Origin of the sequence: Floridaenema flaviceps BLCC-F50 (genome assembly GCF_041929275.2) — a bacterium.
Taxonomy (GTDB): Bacteria; Cyanobacteriota; Cyanobacteriia; order Cyanobacteriales; family Aerosakkonemataceae; genus Floridanema; species Floridanema flaviceps.
In genome coordinates, this window is the sequence record NZ_JBHFNR020000002.1 from 1220799 (window position 1) to 1237165 (window position 16367).

The window sequence follows — 16367 nt, forward strand, 5'->3', positions numbered from 1 at the left end:
GTTGAAAATTCACTTTCCAACTATAGCCAGTTATCCTACCCTGATTCGGGTAGGGCTGTTTTTGCTGACTTTGCTTGTGCTGTGGCTTCCCATTGCCGCACCAATTTACTTTTGGGGTAGCGACACTAACTTGGTAACAATCCTAACAATGGGATTGTTATTTGTTGAGTTTCTGGTATTGCTGCGATTTTGGGGCAAGTTAGTTTATCAACAAACTAATCTCCTGAAAAGTTATGGTTTGCCAGTTAGCAAAAGAAATGCCCTAGAACTGTTAAAGGGTTTGGATATTGGCTTATTGCTGACTTTGACACTGTTTTTCGTAGAGGGAAAACTGGGTTGGTTAGTTTGGCAAAGTTCGGATCGGCTACCTAGAGTGGTTTTAGAAGGGCTAATCAGTGCTTTAGCTGTTGGTTTTGCTGAAGAACTGGTGTTTCGCGGTTGGTTGTTGGATGAATTAGAACGGGATTACTCTCTTAAAGTTAGTCTCTGGGTTAGCAGCTGGCTTTATGCTTTGCTGCATTTTATTAAGCCTTTCTCAGAAATTATCCGCACTTTTCCCCAATTTCCTGCCCTGCTGCTGTTGGGGTTGACTTTTGTGTGGGCGAAACGAGGTAGCCGGGGGCGTTTGGGTTTACCGATCGGTTTACACGCTGGTTTAATTTGGGGTTATTACATTGTAAATGTCGGTCAGTTGATGCAATATTCCCAAAAAGTCCCCACTTGGATTACTGGAATTGATGGTAATCCATTGGCGGGTTTGATGGGGTTAATGTTTTTAGGGGCGATCGCATATCTATTCTGGAAGAAGGCAAGGTGAGATCTAAAGCAATACCCCTAATAATTTTATTTCTCTGGTTGTATTATTATAATATGGACATCTTGACTTACCATTGCAATATGACTTCGCCAAAAAGCTAAATCTAGCTATTTTAAGGGATAGTTAGCCACATATATCTCGCCTTCACTTACATTATAAAATCAAAAAATCAGGTTAAATAAAGTTGATTTTCCTGAGCCAGTATAACCGAAGTTAATTGTGATTTTTTCAGGATAACACAAGTGTTATCTTTGACTATAAACAAGAACGATTACTGAAACACTGATGTCAGTTATAGCAATGTTCATCAGATGGATGTCATTACGGGTGAATAACTCAAGACTTATGACTTGTCTTAAGTTAATAGCATCAATTTTAATAGTAAGCATATTTTTAAAGTGTATTATTGATGTCGATTTCACTTGGGATACCTGGTGGTATCACTTGCCTTGGGCAGCCAGAATTTGGAATATTATTCCGGCAGATAGCTATCAATTCGATCGGATAACAGAGGTTCGCTATCAAGGTTTCCCTCTCTTCGTTGAATTTCTTCAAGGATTTTTCTGGAAAATATTCCACTTGATTCAAGCAGCAAACCTTGTTTGTTTCTTCAGCTTTTTGATTTATCTTGGATTCTTAAAATCCTATTGTAAAATACCTTTGTATATATCTTTGATTGCTATTTTAGCTGTTCCTTTAGTCCAGGCTCATATTACTTCCTGCTATGTCGATCTTCCGGCGAATGTATATGCCTCTATTTTGATTATGATGACCTATTTATGCTTTATACAAGACAATTTTTTTACTCGGCGCAATTTGCTGGTTATTTTTCTAGCTGCCGCTAGTGCAGGTAATACTAAATATCAAATTATCCCGCTTGTTGCTTTAAGTCTGAGTTTGCTGTTGTTCCGGTTCATCTGGTTGTCCTATAATCAAGCTCCAAGAATTCAACCTAAAAGGTTACTGATTATTTTATTGCCTGTAGTTATAGCCAGCACTTTAATATTTTTTGTTCCGATGAGAAATATTGCACTGTATGGCAATCCTTTTTACCCTGCTAGAACAGAAATATTAGACAAAGTTTCCAGCCTTACTAAACCAATATTTCCCGGTAAGTCCAAAATAAATATTACTGAAAATCCATCCTTAGCTAAGGATAAATCTCCCGATACACTGAAAAATCCTACCCGACCTAAGAAGTGGATTGTCTCAGTTTTAGAAATAAAAAAAGCTGTTTGGTCAATCGATCAATGGAGCAAAGATAAAACCGTAAATCGGATGGGGGGCTTTTTCGGTACTTACGTGATTTTCCATCTTTTAGTTCTGGTCTATCTTCTATATCGATGGCGCTCTAGGCAGGTGATTGTTGCCGCTATTTTCATGGTTATACTGTCTTTTTTCACTGCTTTTATGCCTTTAGCTTATGAGCTAAGATACTATATGTATTGGATGCTCTCCTTGGTCTCTTTAAACTTGTATTTAATCTATAATGTAGATGATTTAGTCACTCCGAATAAGATAATTAATAAACAGCATATAAGTCTGGTTTGTTGTGTGATATTAATTTTCGTTCTAGTCTCAACAAGAGCAGTATTTGTCAGACCTAAATTCTATACATTGTCAAAGCATATAGAACGAAAACTTCAGGTAAAAATCATCAATAAAATCGGCCAATATGACCGGATATGCCTGGTTAATAAAACCCCCTATACTTTTCTTTATACAGCTTATTTTCAACCTCAATTAAACTATTCTTATTCAGTTAAAGCAGCAGATTCTCCTGAAGAATGTGGAACGTATAAAATATTGGATTGAACAGAAATATAGATTTTTGATTGACTAGAACTGGTTCTCCCGTACTTGTAGTGGAAAACCCTACTTTTGGGGACAGGGGTAGGGGCGATTCATGAATCGCCCCTACGGGACTGGGATTCCATCTGGAGTAAGTACTTCGCTAATTAATTAGGTTTACTTATCACCATGAGTGCTGGAGAGCCATCTGTTTTTCATACCGCTCGCCCAAGGGAGATCGCACCATTGCAAAACTCGATTCCACGCCCACCAGGGGTCGGGGTCGTTTGCTTGTTGTTGGCAGAATTTGCTGCTGATGTAGCCAACGTGACCACCGTAACGAGTTATTACTAAGTCTATGTGATGGTTTTTAGCGCAGGCGTTTTGGAGGTCGGGGATAACTGCGGGGTCGAATAAGGGGTCGTCGGCAGCGTACAAGATTAATGTAGGTTTTTTCAGCTGGGGTAGTAGGGGTAGGGGGCTACTAGCTTGATAGTAGGCTTCTACGGTGGGAAAGCCTAAGCGGGGGATGACTAGTTCGCGATCGAAATTCCAGATACTATTTGCCCGTGCCACAGCAGCTAAATCTATTGACTCTGGGTGCAAATTGTGTATTTGGAGAGCGAGTCTTTTGAGTTCTTTGGCGATCGCTTTTTCTAAGTATTTACCCAGAGGATGTTTGACCAGGTACGAAAGCGATCGCACCGAATCGAGATTAGGACAAATCACTGCTGCGCCGCCAATGTCTGCTTCCTGTAAACCTGGCACCTGTTGAGTAGGAATTAAGTCTTGGGCAGCTTTGATACCCCACAAAGCTAACTGTCCGCTCAAAGAGTACCCCGTAAACCAAAAAGGCGCAGGAGAGCCCATTTCCTTGGCTTGGGAAGCAATGCGAACAAAATCTTCCCCTTCAAATAAACCATCAGAAGTCAAGGTAGGAGATAATTCTGCCGTTTTGCCGTGAGCACGCCAGTCAAATAAAACTACGGCATAACCACTGGCAAATGCTTTACGCCCCAAAATTTTGAGAAACCACTGGTTATCTAAAGAACCTGTAATCCCGTAAGTCCCAACAATTGTGCCACGAGGATTTTCAGGTATGGCAACTCTGCCGTAGATGGGTACGCCTTGGGCACCTGTAAAGATTTTTTCTTGGTAATCTGGTTCCGGGTGATTAATAGTAGATTCCCAGTCACGGGAAGCCCGCAGTGCCGTGTAAAGAGTCATGGCGAAGCCGTCTTTTAACCAGCTAGGGGGAGTGTAAGCTGGAGGCTGAAAATTTTTGATTCCAGGGGAAGTAGGAGCTAAATTTGCGACTAAGTTTTGCCAACCCTTTACGTACATCAAGTTCACCTGACAATTGAGGTAGTGCTGAAATACTCAAAATACCCTCAGCACAAGATACTTATCCATTGTAGGCAAAGGCTTTCAGCTATTTCAGCATGGGTAGCGGCTCAGAAAAATTAGTGAATTGTAAAGTTTTGGTTGCTAAGACAAGAATTTAGAATACTTGCTTATAATTTGTACAGGAATCTTTGGATGCCGCAACAGGTTCTTCAAGAACCTTAACGAGCCCTTTAGCCAAAGTTATATTTTTTAATGATGCCCCGGATACTCGTCATCGACGATGACTCTGCTATCTCAGAATTAGTCGCCGTCAATCTGGAAATGGCTGGATATGATGTCAGTCAAGCAGAGGATGGCATCAAAGGTCAGGCGCTTGCCTTGCAAATTCAGCCTGACCTGATTCTGCTAGATCTAATGCTACCCAAGGTGGATGGATTTACCGTTTGTCAACGCCTACGCCGGGATGAACGCACCAAGGATATTCCGGTTTTAATGTTGACGGCCTTGGGTCAAACTCAAGATAAAGTAGAAGGCTTTAATGCTGGAGCAGATGATTATCTCACTAAACCCTTTGAAGTAGAAGAAATGCTGGCGCGGGTACGTGCTTTACTTAGACGTACCGATCGCATTCCGCAAGCGGCTAAACACAGTGAAATCCTGAACTATGGCCCTCTAACTCTAGTGCCAGAACGCTTTGAGGCGATCTGGTTCGGTCAGACTATCAAGCTGACTCACTTGGAGTTTGAGTTACTCCACTGTTTACTACAGCGTCATGGTCAAACTGTGTCTCCTAGCGAAATTCTCAAGGAAGTCTGGGGATATGACCCAGATGATGATATAGAAACTATTCGAGTTCATATCCGACACTTGCGAACGAAACTGGAGCCAGATCCCCGTCATCCCCGCTATATTAAAACAGTCTATGGTGCAGGTTACTGTTTGGAGTTACCTAGCCGCGAACAGTTGGGAGAAGACCTCGATTCTTCAATTGTCGAGTGAGTGTTAACCAATAATGTAGTAGGGTTCTCACCCCTGCTACAACTCAGATCCGATCGTCATGTCTCGGTTTTAAGTATTCAGCAATTAGTTTATTAGTGGAGCTAAGCTGTTAGCTATTTTTCGTTGCTAGTTGAGGCAGCAGGTGAGAGGATTTGTAGGCTTTACCTACATTTAGCAAAGTATGTAAATTAATTGCCTATAAGCTTATAAATTTAAATAAAAAGAATCAAAATCTTTATAAAACCTAAAAATTAATTAATATAGATGCACACCTGAAGAAAAAATTTTTTATTTACGTTGGCGGGTTGCTAAGTAAATAGACAATATTGACAGCGCAGCTATAACGCTAGGCTCAGGAACGGAAGCAGGGGGAGAAGCAAAGGTGATTTTTCCGTACAGAGAAGCCTCAGATATGCTCAATTCTGCCGAATTAAATTCATGTAGAATTGTCTGTCCTTCATCTGTGGAAAAGCCGATGAGTTGCAAAGTATATTCAATTCCTTCGTAATGGAAAGTTTGGCCGGACATTCCCGCAGTGGAAAACCGGAGTAGATCGCCATTCAAAACTGGATCGTCTGTATTATTAGGCGTGTTCAAGATATTAAATAAGAACTCAAATGATTCTGTGCTAGTTAAAGGAAGAGTCAGGGCTAACTCTAAATTAAGAGGAAAATCTCCATCAAAGTTAGTGTCAATAAACGTACTACCATTTTGATAAAAAAGTTCTCCAAGTTTAAAAATATGGTTAGGAGTACTGCTAAAGTTGAGGCCGTTAAATTGAACATAATTGTTTATGCCTGCCATTCCAGGAGTCCCCCAAGTCAGACGATTATTGGTTCCACCGTCTTCGCTACTTAGGCTAACAACTGCACTTGGGTTTTCCGTATCAGGTAATCCCCATTCGCCGCTTGTTTGGCCTGAAAAAGTAACGGCTTGAGCGCTTAATGGTAAACCTAACAAGATATTTGTTGTTAAAACAAAGCTTGACAGTTTATTTATAATTTTTTTGAGAGAAACTTCCATAATTTTGCTGTTAATCGAATACTTTTATCAAAGCTAGTAAATTTATATAATGATTGCCAAGTACACTTTTACGTATTTGCAATCTTTTCACTAAATCTTTACTAAAACTTTAATTATCCTTCCTACTAGAAACAGGTGAGATCCGGAAGAATAACTATGTTTATAAACTTTATTCATACGAAATAAGTATTGTATTTGCAAATTTCTAACAGTAACTTTTAAGTACTGAATATTTCTTTGTTGTAGATAAGGCGCTATATAATGTTTATTGAATTGCTCTGATTAAGAAATTATTCTAGTCATAAACTGTTAGTCATTAAAATTACTAGTTGAGACAGCAGAGACTTAGGGGAGAGAGTTTGAGGGTTTTCTTAAATCTCTAAATGTAGGAAAGTAGGCAAATTAAATTCCTACAAAGTTTATTCAGACAAATACTGGTATGGTATGTTATGCGATCGCCTTATTTCCTTTCTCTTTAGTTTGCTAGAGATGGCTGACACAAAAGGCGCAAAGATGAATAACTAGCAGGACTTACGCAAAGAAACCCGGTTCCTATAGAAAATCAAGGGTTCGGCAATGAGACATTTACGCTCCAAACTGGGTTTCTGAGAAGATCGGGACTTACGCAATTGTCACGGCGCAGTGGTTGGTGCGTGACGCTACAAGTCTCAAGGTCTGGTGCAAATAATCTGGCAACGTCACGCACCCTACGACAAAAATATGCCAGTTGCGTAAGTCCTGAAGATATAGGGGGTAACTAACCCGGATTTGCTATAAGTCCTGAAATTTGTCTCGGTGAATGGTTGGTAAGCTGCTACGCATTTAAATCCAATAAAGCGGCGGGCTCTCCTGCCCACCCCACAAGAAAAAGGTAAAATTTGGCTCTCAAACTAGGTGCGTAGCAGCTTAGCCGTAAAAAGAAAGGGGGAAAGGAATATCTCATCCTTTCCCCCTTTCTCTTTGTTTTAATTGGGTAGTATTTGGTTAGGGTGCTAAGGCGTTACCACGTAGCAGACTACCAATGGTTTTAGCGGTGATTTTTAGCTGTACCAAGGGGTTAGCTGGTACTACTGTTTTGTACAGGTAGCTATCGAAGGTGAGACGCTGTACGTCTAAGTCGGAACACATTTCCACGAAGGCTTCGCGGGTGGCATCGGAACGATAGAAGACGGTTTGGAGGATATCCAAAACTTTGTAGGTAAGACCGTATTTTTTGTCCCAACGCTTTAGATAGACTTTCAGATCGTCTTCCGTAGGAATGCGGGTACCCTTGTTAGAAAATTCGACGATCGTTTCCGCACACATCCGACCAGACTTAGCTGCAAAGTAAATTCCTTCGCCGGAAGATTTGGTTACGTAACCTGCTGCATCGCCTACGAGAGCAACTCTACCGACTACGCGACGCGGACGGGGATGTTCGGGGATGGGGTGAGCTTCTACTTTAATAATTTTGCCACCAGCGAGTTTTTTGGCGGCACGGGCGCGGATACCAGCTTGGAGGTCTTTAATAATTGCTTTGTTGACCTTCATGGTGCCTGTACCGACTGCAACGTGGTCGTATTTGGGGAATACCCAGGCGTAGAAGTCGGGAGAAACATCTTTGCCGACGTACATTTCGGCTAGGTCTTGGTAGTAGTGCATTTGCTCTTCGGGGAGGCGAATGCGCTCTTGGAAGGCGATCGCATAATTGTAATCCCCGGCATCAATAGCTTTGGCGACACGGGAGTTGGCACCATCTGCTCCTACAATCATGTCCACTTTTAAGGTTTTCATGACTCCTTCGGCATTGCCATCAGAGTGATCTGCATAGTGGATGGTGTAGGAGTCGGTGTTGTTTGTGGGAATATCCAATTTATAAACTGTGCCGTTGATTACGGTCGTTCCCAATTTAGCGGCCCGATCGCGCAGGAAGCCATCTAATACTTCCCGACGGCACATTCCAATATATTCTTCTTGTTTGATTAAATTGATATCGACCTCAATGTTAGAAGGCGAGATCATTTTCATTTTCCTAACTTGGCGATCGATAATTTGCTCCGGCAAATCAAACTCTTTCACCATACATAGCGGAATTGCTCCACCGCAAGGCTTCGCGTTGTCTAACTTGCGCTCAAACAGGTAAGTTTCAATTCCAGCTTTAGCGAGGACTTCAGCAGTAGAGGAACCTGCTGGGCCACCTCCAACAACAGCAACCCGTAGTGTCAAGCGTTTTCTCCCTATCATCTTCTACCTACAAGCTGTGATGTTATCACGGACTGTTGGTTTGCCTTAATCCCATTTACATTTATGTGAATAAATTGCAACAGAGCTTAATATTCCGTTATAGATGGGGAGATGGGGAGATGGGGAGGTGGGGAGGTGGGGAGGTGGGATCGCCCGAATATTTGTTACCCGATTTGTATCTTTATTTCAGTGAATGTTACGAATAGCGGTAAGATAAACTACAGCAAATATATCGATAAATGGGAAATTAAAATAAGTAAGGTATTAATTTAACCAGATCGATAGTTTAGATTTTTGAGAGTAAGGCGCGTCCAGAGGGCATTTATGGGGATTATTGTAGAAAACGCATCCAAACATTATGGCAGTTTCCATGCACTTGACCAGATAAACTTAACTATTAAATCAGGTTCTTTGGTAGCTTTATTGGGGCCTTCGGGTTCGGGAAAGTCAACTTTGTTGAGGTTAATTGCAGGTTTAGAAACTCCTGATACTGGGAGAATTTTTATTACTGGTCAGGATGCTACGAACAAGACTGTACAGGACAGAAATATTGGGTTTGTGTTCCAGCATTATGCTTTATTTAAGCACATGACTGTGCGGCAAAATATTGCTTTTGGTTTGGATATTCGCAAAGCGTCGAAGCTCAGAACTAAAGGAAGAGTAGAGGAACTTTTAGAATTAGTACAGTTGAAGGGACTGGGCGATCGCTATCCTTCTCAATTATCTGGTGGACAAAGGCAAAGAGTTGCTTTAGCCAGAGCTTTAGCTGTAGAACCTCAAGTATTATTATTAGATGAACCTTTTGGTGCTTTAGATGCCAAAGTTCGTAAAGACCTGCGGGCTTGGTTAAGACGTTTACACGACGAAGTTCACGTTACCACAGTTTTTGTTACCCACGATCAAGAAGAAGCAATGGAAGTTGCTGACGAAATTGTGGTGATGAATAAGGGTAAAATCGAGCAAATAGGCACACCAGCAGAAATTTACGACCATCCAGCTTCGGCTTTTGTGATGAGTTTTATTGGGCCTGTAAATGTTTTGCCTAGTACTTCACAGATTTTTGAGGGAAATGGTTTCGAGTCTACGCAACCAGAAATTTTTCTCCGTCCGCATGACATAGTAGTTCAAAGAGAAGCAAACGGCACTACGGTTGCTGCTAGAGTCGATCGCCTAATTCATTTGGGTTGGGAAATTCAGGTGGAACTAAGCCTTAGATGATGGTCAAGTTTTGACCGCACACCTTTCTAGAGAACGCTTTGATGAGTTAAAACTCGAACCGCAACAACGAGTTTTTGTCAAACCCAAGGATGCGAGATCTTTTCCGTTATACTATTCAATCTAGTGCAGCAGAAGGCAGAAGGCAGAGGGCTTTAAGGAAAGAAGGCTAACACCAAGCTTTGCACCTTTTTTTACCTGTTTTTAACTGTATAGTTATTTCTGCCACGCTGTTTCTCCGAGGTTAATGGTAGTAATGAAGAAGTTTTTTGTATCTAGTAAACAATTGCGTTCTCTGGCAAAACTTTGCGGTCTTTTTTGTCTTTGTTTTATTTTAGTTGTTAGTTGTGGTCGGCGACCTAATACTAATTTAACGGGTAATGTTCCGGCAAGTAATAATAGCGATACTGCTAACGCAACGCTACGCGATCGCTTATCTGTAGGAACAACTTTAAAACCCCGAACTCTCGATCCGGCAGATGCTTACGAATTAGCGGCGAGTAATGTGTTGTATAGTTTGGGCGATCGGCTTTACACTTACAAATTAGGTACAGATCAATTAATCCCAGAACTAGCTACAGCTTTACCAAAAGTTAGCGCCGATGGTTTAACTTATGTAATTCCTTTGCGTCAAGGAGTAGTCTTTCACGATGGTACTCCTTTTAATGCCGAAGCAATGGTTTTTTCCTTGGAACGCTTCATTAAAAATGGGGGAAAACCTTCAAACTTATTATCAGATGTTGTAGCATCGGTAAAAGCTTCAGGGCCTTATGAAGTAACAATTAAATTGAAAAATCCTTTTGCAGCATTTCCGGCAATTTTAGCTTTTGCGGGAATGTGTCCAGTTTCTCCTAAAGCTTATCAAATTGGCGAAGGGAAATTTACCCCAACAAAATTTGTGGGAACTGGCCCATATAAATTAGTTGAGTTTACACCAACTTCGATTCGTTTAGAGCCTTTTGATAAGTATTGGGGAAAAAAACCTGCAAATAAGGGAATTGATTTTCAGGTTCTTACTAGTTCGGCAAATTTATATAATACTTTCCGCACTGGAACGGTCGATATTGCCTATCAAAGTTTAGACCCGGTACAGATTTCTAGTCTGCAACAAAATGCCAAATCTGGAGGTTGGCAGGTAGCAGAAGCGAAAGGTAATGTAATTAGTTACATGGTGCTGAATACTAAACAGAAACCTTTGGATAAAGTGGAGGTAAGACAGGCGATCGCTTCTTTAATTAATCGCAAATTAATTAACGAGCGAATTTTAAGGAATCAGGGAGAACCTGCTTTTAGCATGATTCCTAATACTTTTAATGTGTCTATTCCTGTTTATCAACAACTTTATGGCGATGGAAATATTGCTAAAGCAAAAGAACTTTTGACTAAGGCAGGATTTTCTAAAGAGAATCCCTTAAAGTTAGAAATTTGGTATCCCATCGGTTCCGCAGTTCGTCAACAAGTAGCCGCTTTGTTGAGGGAATATGCTTTACAAGAATTAGATGGTATGGTACAAATTCAACCCCAAGCAGTTGAATCAGCAACGTTTTTTGCCAACATTCGGAAAGGGATTTATCAAAGCGCTTTAGTAGATTGGTATCCCGATTTTTCCGATGCAGATAATTACATTCAACCTTTTTTAAGTTGTGCTAAAGGTTCACCCACAACAGGTTGTCAACAGGGTGCAAGTCAAAGTCAAGGGTCGTTTTATTATAGCGATCGCATGAACAAGTTAATTCAACAACAACGCAGCGAACAAAACCCAGAAAAACGCCAACAAATTTTTGCCGAAATTCAAAAGTTAATGGCGCAAGATGTTCCTTTAATTCCTTTATGGCAAAGTAAAGATTTTGCTTTTGCTAAACAAGGATTACAAGGAGTAAAAATAGACCCAATTCAACAATTACCATTTTGGGAAATCAAGAAATAGTTTTACAGTTTTTCAGCTGCAATAATCTATAATCAAAGAGCAAAACTCAAAACTGTCTTCCCAACTCAAAACTCAAAACTCAAAACTAACACAATGTCTCGCTCCCGTGCTTTGCAATACTACGTTATAGCGCGTTTACTCCTTGCTCCTTTGATGCTGTGGACGATCGTTACAGTAGTTTTTTTACTACTAAGAGCAACTCCCGGCGATCCTGTGGATGTAATATTAGGAGGACGTGGCGCACCAGATAGCGTTAAAGAAGAATACCGTCAAAGATTAGGATTAGCCGCTCCTTTGTGGTTACAATACATTCGTTATCTGGGATCTTTGCTCAGTTTTGACTTAGGAAATTCCCTCACTAGTCAAGGTCAATCTGTTGTAGAAATTATTCAATTACACTTCCCCGCAACTTTGGAATTAGCAACTTTTGGGATGGCGGTTGCATTAATTGTTGGAGTTGGTTTTGGTGCTATTTCTGCTTCTAAACCCAATACAGTTTTTGATGTTAGCGGCAGGTTATTTGGCATTATTACTTATGCCATTCCCTTGTTTTGGTTTGGAATGATTTTGCAATTGATTTTTGCTGTACAATTGGGTTGGTTTCCTCCCAATGGTCGCTTTTCTTTAGGCTTTTCTCCTCCTCCCACAATTACAGGTTTGTACACTGTTGATAGTATCCTGAATTTCGATTTCAATCAGCTATTAATTTCGCTTCATTATCTGGCGCTTCCTTGTTTGACTTTAGGTTTTTTAATCAGCGGAATTTTTGAGCGTATTGTCAGGGTAAATTTGCGCCAAACTTTAAAAGCAGATTATGTAGAAGCAGCTAGAGCTAGGGGAATCTCTGAAAGAAAAATTCTCTTTTCCCATGCTTTGAAAAATGCTTTGATTCCAGTAATTACTGTTTTAGGTTTGACTTTTGCTTCTATGTTGGGGGGTGCAGTTTTAACAGAAGTCACCTTTTCTTGGCCGGGATTAGGTAGTAGACTATATCAAGCAATTTCTGAGCGAGATTATCCAACCGTTCAAGGAATTATGGTGTTTTTTGCCGCTATTGTAGTAGCTGCCAGTATTTTAATTGATATTGTCAACGCCTACATCGATCCGCGCATTCGCTATTAACACTCAGGCGATTTCAGTCGCAGCTAAACAAAGAAAGTGTGCTTGACAAGCACTACAATTATCTGCCGTATCAATCTAAAATCTCAAATCGAATCACTGGTAGCTCATCACTACCATTTTTTCTTTTTAAGGAAAATAAGCATAATTTCTAAATTTCTCAATAAATTGCAAAGTTTATGCAAAGTTTATGCAAAGTTTTTGTGAAGGAAATCAATCTTATGTATATAGGCAGAGGTATAGTTAAAATATAACGTAAGTATAATTATTAGTACTATTAAGCATTTCCCATTTTAGTAACGAATTACTAAGGGAATCTACTATCTTTGCTTAGGAGGAACACAGATAATGGGTACGGAATATCCCATACTTCAACCTAATAATTTGCTGATTCAACAAACTAATTCTTTAGCTGCAAATAACTCAATTTCAGTGCAAGTAATTTTCACCAAGGATATTGTAGGTACAAATGGTACAGACATAATCACCGGAACTGAGGAAAACGAACGAATTTTCGGTTTAAGTGGAAACGACTTTATCCAAGGAGGAAAGGGTAGCAACTTTATCGATGGTGGTAACGGTAATGATATTATCTTCGGTAACTTAAATTCTGGTTTTGTTGGTACAGAGAACCTCAACGACACCATTTATGGTGGCAATGGCAATGATGTTTTATTTGGTAATGCTGGGAATGACTATCTAGATGGGGGGAATGGTGACGACTTCCTCTGTGGGGAATCGGGAAATGATACTCTAACTGGCGGCGCGGGTAAGGATACATTTTATTTTCATGCGCCTCTAGCAACTAATACCATGCAGGGACAAGTAAACACTCTTTCTAATTTCAATGCTTCTTTAGGGGTAGATACTCTTACTGATTTTACTCCGGGAGAGGATAGGATTTTGTTATCTCAGCAGCGTTTCTCTAACCTCTCTAATGTTGTAGACTTTAGTACGGTTTTTGCTACCGTTGATAGTGATTTAGCAGTAGAAACAAGCAGTAGTTTAATTGTTTACAACTCGGTTAACGGCAAGTTGTTCTATAACCAAAATGGCAGTGAATTAGGTTTTGGTGATGGTGGTTTATTTGCTGTATTCATTGGGGTTCCAACTATTACATCTGCGGATTTTGCTACGGCAAAAATGACTAGCTAAAGTTCAATTTGCTAATTGTTAGATTAATCACAAATTTAGGCAGCTAGAAAAGGTTGTGGTGTGTGTTTTTTTCAAGTCAGGCAAATGTTAAATAAGGTGCATCCGGTTAAACTAGATCTGGGTTAAAACCCAGATCTCATTTCAAAACTTCGGTTTTAAGATTGGCGAGTAATCTGTTGATTAACTTCTTGAATTTGTCTGGTAAAGTAAGGTTCTCGATAACTTAACTGTTTGGCGATCGCCAATCCTTTTTCAAAAGCTGCGAGTGCTTGAGAATAGTTTTTTTGTTCTAAATAAAGTTGAGCAATTTGATCGTAAGTGTTCATCATTCCATAGAAATTGTTAGCTAGTTGATCGGTTTGTAAAAGTACTTGACTAGTTTCTAATGCTGCGTCTATTTGCTTTAGTGAAAGTTGCAATGCTACTAGTTTCCTGAGTGCATCAGCTGCACCGGAATATTGCTGAATTGACCAAGCAAAGGAGTAGGTTTCTTCGTATTGTTGAGCAGCTTCTTCTATTTGTCCAAGGGATTCTAATTTTGTGCCGATCGCTAATTTTAAATCAGGAATTTCGGTGAAGTTTTGCAAGTTTTGGTAAAGTTCAATTAACTGCTGATTAGTGTTAATAACTTGCAGCGGTTGTTTCAATTGTTCGTAAATATAGGCAAGTCGTTTTAAGTAAGTGATTTGCTGTTCGCTATTATTTTGCTCTTTAGCTAAATTCAACAACTCGTTATAAGTAACTGCGGCTTTTTGGTAATCAAACCAATTTAAACTTAATTCCCCAACTTTGAGCAGAGTTGCTGTTATTTCAGCTGTGTTTTGTTGCTCTCTAGCAGCACGGAGAATTTGTTCATAAGCTACCACCGCTTTATCAGGCGATCCCACTTGTTCGTAAGCGGTTGCTAAAGCACGCCATAAATCTAATTCTACAGGAGGTTTTGCACTAGCTTCTGTTTGAATTGCTTGTAATCTTCGGGTAATAAATTGGATGTCTTCTCGCGAATTTTGCTGCCATGCGATCGCACCGACTCTCCCCAAAGCTTGCACTTCTGGTAATAACCCTAATACCCTCGTTAAGCGCAATTCTCGATACCAAACTGCAAAAGCCGTAACTTTATCACCAGCTTGAAATAACTCCGTAGCTTCCTGATTTAATTCATTTAATGATTGGGTTAATTCTGTCCTTTCTTCCTCAGTTAAGGGTTTTTTATTTCGTGCTGATTGAGGTAACATCGGATCTAGAGTTCTAAACTCTAAAGGATTGGGAGGAAATACATTTGGATCTTCCTCATTATTACTCTGAGCATAAACCGGAAAACCCAAAATTAACCAAACCAAAGAACAAACAACCGCAAAATAAAACTTGCTGATTTTTTGTGGTAGGCGATCGCTCATAATCTAAAATCCACTCAGGCTAATATAAAGAAGATCGGAAATAGCAATTAGTTTCCACTCCCTAACTGTAATCGATGAATAGGAGACAACTGGTGAACAAAAGCATCAGAATTTTAGTTCTGAGTTTAGCACTAATAGGATTGACTTTACTATCATCTTGTGCATTACCGAGAATTAATGCTCAACAACGGACATTTCTGGACATATCTTTAGAATTTTTGGGTGAATACCAATTACCCAAGATGAAATTTCAGGATACAACAGTTGGGGGATTATCGGGGATAACTTATGACCGACAACGCGATCGCTTTTATGCCATTTCGGACGATCGCAGCAACCTCGCGCCAGCCAGATTTTACACCTTGAAGTTAGACATAAACAACAGTAAAATTCAAAAAGCCGAAATAGAAAAAGTTACATTTCTGAAAACCAAAGACAGCAAAACCTACCCCAAAGGTAGCATCGATCCCGAAGGAATTGCCCTAACTCCCCAAGGAACTGTATTTATTTCCAGCGAAGGCTCAAACCGCGAACTTATTCCCCCATTTATTGGCGAATTTGACTTGAATAATGGCATATTAAAACAAAACTTGCCTATGCCACAAAGATACATTCCTGACGCTAATGGGGAACAACAAGAAAGGGGAGTACAAGATAATTTAGGTTTTGAATCATTAACACTTAATCCTACCGGATCTTTGCCCTCAACTGGCGAACCAATTCGTTTATTTACAGTCACCGAATCAGCATTAATTCAAGACAAAGATCCACCACAAAAAGACGAACAAGGGAATTTCAAACCCCAAATTACTAAATGCCGTTTTTTACATTATCTAATTAGTGATGGCCCACCAATCATTTTATCGGAACATCTTTATCCCCTATCTCCCAACCCGCCAGGAGCCATGTATTATGGGGTAACGGATTTGTTAGCGATCGATCAAGGCGGACATTTCTTAAGTTTAGAAAGGTCATTTGGTTTAACAGGTTTCGGCGCAAAACTTTATCAAGTTTTCACTGGTGCAGCAACCGACACCTCTCGCATCGCCAGTTTAAAAGGTGAAATAAAAGCAGTTCAAGCAGTGAAAAAACAATTAGCCTTAGACTTGCAAGAATTAGGAATTAAATTAGACAATTTAGAAGGCATAACTTTTGGCCCTCGTTTGCCTGATGGCAGCCAAAGTTTAATATTGATTAGTGACGACAATTTCAAAGAAGAACAAATCACCCAACTCCTGCTATTTCGACTCAAAACCTCCTAAGTAAGTTGTTGCGCTTTAGCGCTCTTATTACCCCTGAAACTAAGAGCGCTAAAGCGCAACAACAAACTAAAATAGTTGGGAATGATTGTAAA

11 protein-coding genes and 1 pseudogene are annotated in these 16367 nt (G+C 40.1%); 8 read left to right on the top strand and 4 right to left on the bottom strand.

Translation table 11 applies throughout. The annotated features are described in order from the left end of the window. The first annotated feature begins 1 nt into the window (after position 1). Together ACE1CI_RS25560 and ACE1CI_RS25565 are read left to right on the top strand one after the other, a co-directional pair. A complete protein-coding gene (locus ACE1CI_RS25560) occupies positions 2 to 817 on the top strand; it encodes a CPBP family intramembrane glutamic endopeptidase (protein ID WP_413264317.1) in 816 nt (271 codons plus the stop codon). Between the two features lie 285 nt (positions 818 to 1102). Further along, on the top strand, positions 1103 to 2632 hold the full coding sequence (locus ACE1CI_RS25565; RefSeq protein WP_413264318.1) for a hypothetical protein: 1530 nt from the start codon (positions 1103 to 1105) through the stop codon (positions 2630 to 2632). A 153-nt stretch (positions 2633 to 2785) separates the two neighbouring features. Here ACE1CI_RS25565 and ACE1CI_RS25570 read toward each other — a convergent pair whose 3' ends face one another. Then, positions 2786 to 3835, bottom strand: a complete 1050-nt coding sequence (locus ACE1CI_RS25570; RefSeq protein WP_413264362.1) for a YheT family hydrolase — start codon at positions 3833 to 3835, stop codon at positions 2786 to 2788. A gap of 375 nt (positions 3836 to 4210) precedes the next feature. Here ACE1CI_RS25570 and rpaA point away from each other — a divergent pair, with 375 nt between their 5' ends. Beyond that, the gene (gene rpaA / locus ACE1CI_RS25575) at positions 4211 to 4954 is read left to right on the top strand and encodes a two component system response regulator RpaA (protein WP_413264363.1); all 744 of its coding nucleotides are present in this window, start codon (positions 4211 to 4213) and stop codon (positions 4952 to 4954) included. A gap of 288 nt (positions 4955 to 5242) precedes the next feature. On the opposite strand, the gene ACE1CI_RS25580 is transcribed toward rpaA, so the two are convergent. Together ACE1CI_RS25580 and chlP are read right to left on the bottom strand one after the other, a co-directional pair. Next, entirely contained in the window at positions 5243 to 5977 is a 735-nt protein-coding gene (locus ACE1CI_RS25580) for a choice-of-anchor K domain-containing protein (protein ID WP_413264319.1), read from the bottom strand. Between the two features lie 984 nt (positions 5978 to 6961). After that, positions 6962 to 8200 carry a geranylgeranyl reductase gene (chlP, locus tag ACE1CI_RS25585; protein WP_459564053.1) on the bottom strand — a complete coding sequence of 413 codons (1239 nt, stop codon included), beginning with the start codon at positions 8198 to 8200 and terminating at the stop codon, positions 6962 to 6964. Between the two features lie 324 nt (positions 8201 to 8524). Between chlP and ACE1CI_RS25590 the strand changes: the two are divergent. The 4 genes and pseudogenes from ACE1CI_RS25590 to ACE1CI_RS25605 all read left to right on the top strand — a co-directional run bounded on the left by ACE1CI_RS25590 (position 8525) and on the right by ACE1CI_RS25605 (position 13616). After that, a pseudogene (locus tag ACE1CI_RS25590) lies at positions 8525 to 9542 on the top strand (sulfate/molybdate ABC transporter ATP-binding protein). 129 nt (positions 9543 to 9671) lie between these two features. Beyond that, on the top strand, positions 9672 to 11342 hold the full coding sequence (locus tag ACE1CI_RS25595; protein ID WP_413264321.1) for an ABC transporter substrate-binding protein: 1671 nt from the start codon (positions 9672 to 9674) through the stop codon (positions 11340 to 11342). A 93-nt stretch (positions 11343 to 11435) separates the two neighbouring features. Next, positions 11436 to 12464: an ABC transporter permease gene (locus ACE1CI_RS25600; RefSeq protein WP_413264322.1), complete on the top strand. Its 1029-nt coding sequence runs from the start codon at positions 11436 to 11438 to the stop codon at positions 12462 to 12464. 345 nt (positions 12465 to 12809) lie between these two features. Continuing rightward, a complete protein-coding gene (locus tag ACE1CI_RS25605; RefSeq protein WP_413264323.1) occupies positions 12810 to 13616 on the top strand; it encodes a calcium-binding protein in 807 nt (268 codons plus the stop codon). Positions 13617 to 13771: 155 nt separating this feature from the next. Here ACE1CI_RS25605 and ACE1CI_RS25610 read toward each other — a convergent pair whose 3' ends face one another. Continuing rightward, positions 13772 to 15013, bottom strand: coding sequence for a tetratricopeptide repeat protein (locus ACE1CI_RS25610; protein ID WP_413264324.1), 1242 nt, complete (start codon positions 15011 to 15013; stop codon positions 13772 to 13774). A 74-nt stretch (positions 15014 to 15087) separates the two neighbouring features. Between ACE1CI_RS25610 and ACE1CI_RS25615 the strand changes: the two genes are divergently transcribed. Beyond that, the gene (locus ACE1CI_RS25615; RefSeq protein WP_459564054.1) at positions 15088 to 16275 is read left to right on the top strand and encodes an esterase-like activity of phytase family protein; all 1188 of its coding nucleotides are present in this window, start codon (positions 15088 to 15090) and stop codon (positions 16273 to 16275) included. Positions 16276 to 16367: the final 92 nt, after the last annotated feature.